General features: G+C 61.1%; 2 protein-coding genes. One reads left to right on the top strand and one right to left on the bottom strand.

Annotated elements, in window-relative coordinates; translation table 11 throughout:
* Positions 1-335: 335 nt before the first annotated feature.
* On the bottom strand, positions 336-773 hold the full coding sequence (yciA, locus tag G3446_RS26835) for an acyl-CoA thioester hydrolase YciA (protein ID WP_245232840.1): 438 nt from the start codon (positions 771-773) through the stop codon (positions 336-338).
* Between the two features lie 178 nt (positions 774-951).
* Between yciA and G3446_RS26830 the strand changes: the two genes are divergently transcribed.
* On the top strand, positions 952-1142 hold a 191-nt coding region (locus G3446_RS26830; protein ID WP_342450264.1), incomplete at its 3' end, for a transposase family protein.

The raw sequence follows: 1142 nt of genomic DNA, 5'->3' as shown, positions 1-1142 counted from the left end.
ATGGCCAAGCGACCGCCAATGCCGACTCATACCATGCGCTCGCGGCTTGATGCGCCCGCGCTCGGCAGGTTGCACCCGCTCGCGAGCCAGGCCCAGGAACGGGGCCCTCTTCCCCCGCCCGCTGACTTGCCATAGCGAGTGCTTATCGGACTTGGAGCCCGGGACGGGGCTTGAATCGCCTACCCACGAAGATAATCGATCAGGACATCGGCACCATCACGAAGGCCTTCTCGCTGACCCGCTTGGCCAGGCCAGGAAGATAATCGCCAAATGAAATGCAGCCTGACCGGGTGCCAGAGTCTCGATACCGGACGAAAGGAGTATCGCCGTTTCGGTTACCCGGCCGCACGCGCCGAGTCCGGCACCGGTCGCTTTTTTCCGGCTTCATCCACCGCCACGTAGGTGAAGATGGCCTCGGTCACCTGGAACCTCGGCTTCTGGGGATCGCCCGTTGGTGTGCGCGGCTTGACCCAAACCTCCAGCTTCAGGGTCACGGACGTGGTTCCAATCCGAATCACCCGCCCATGGCAACCCACCGCATCCCCCACCTTGACCGGTTGTTGAAACTTGAATGCGTCCACCGCCACGGTGACACAGCGTCCGCGGGTGAGCTCCCGCACCAGCATGGCCCCGGCCATGTCCATCTGCGACATCAGCCAGCCCCCAAAAATATCACCACTCGGATTGGTATCCGCGGGCATGGCCAACGTGCGCAAGAGCAATTCGCCGTGTGGTCCGGCACTTCCGGAAGCATGCTCCTCGTCATTATTCATTGATTGGTTCATTGCATCCGTGTGCATCAAATCTCTTAGTGCCGGTGCGTCGGTAAGTGCGGTTAACGTGCTGGACAGACCGCAGGGCAATCGCATCAATATATTAGCGGATACTGTTAGGCAATCCAGGCGACTGCTCTGATGATCCGCCCCTTTTGAATATGGGGAGATCTTCACGGTGTGCGACTTGAGTGTAGAGCGATCGATCGGGCGTCATTTTGCCGCGCTGCACGACCCGCGCAGCCCGACCCAAAGCCGCCACGACCTGGTCGAGATGATCATCATCGCCATCGCCGCAACCCTCGGTGGTGCCGACGGCTGGGTCGGCGTTGAGACGTTCGCCACGGGCAAGGAGACCTGGCTGCGCAC

The sequence above is a fragment of the Thiorhodococcus minor genome, assembly GCF_010820565.1.
Classification (GTDB): domain Bacteria; phylum Pseudomonadota; class Gammaproteobacteria; order Chromatiales; family Chromatiaceae; genus Thiorhodococcus; species Thiorhodococcus minor.
Note: the sequence above shows the minus strand (reverse complement) of the source record. Positions and strands in the feature narration are given on the sequence as shown.

Excerpts from the sequence above, each read along its gene's own strand:
- yciA (WP_245232840.1), bottom strand. The coding sequence starts at position 773 with ATGAATAATGACGAGGAGCATGCTTCCGGAAGTGCCGGACCACACGGC.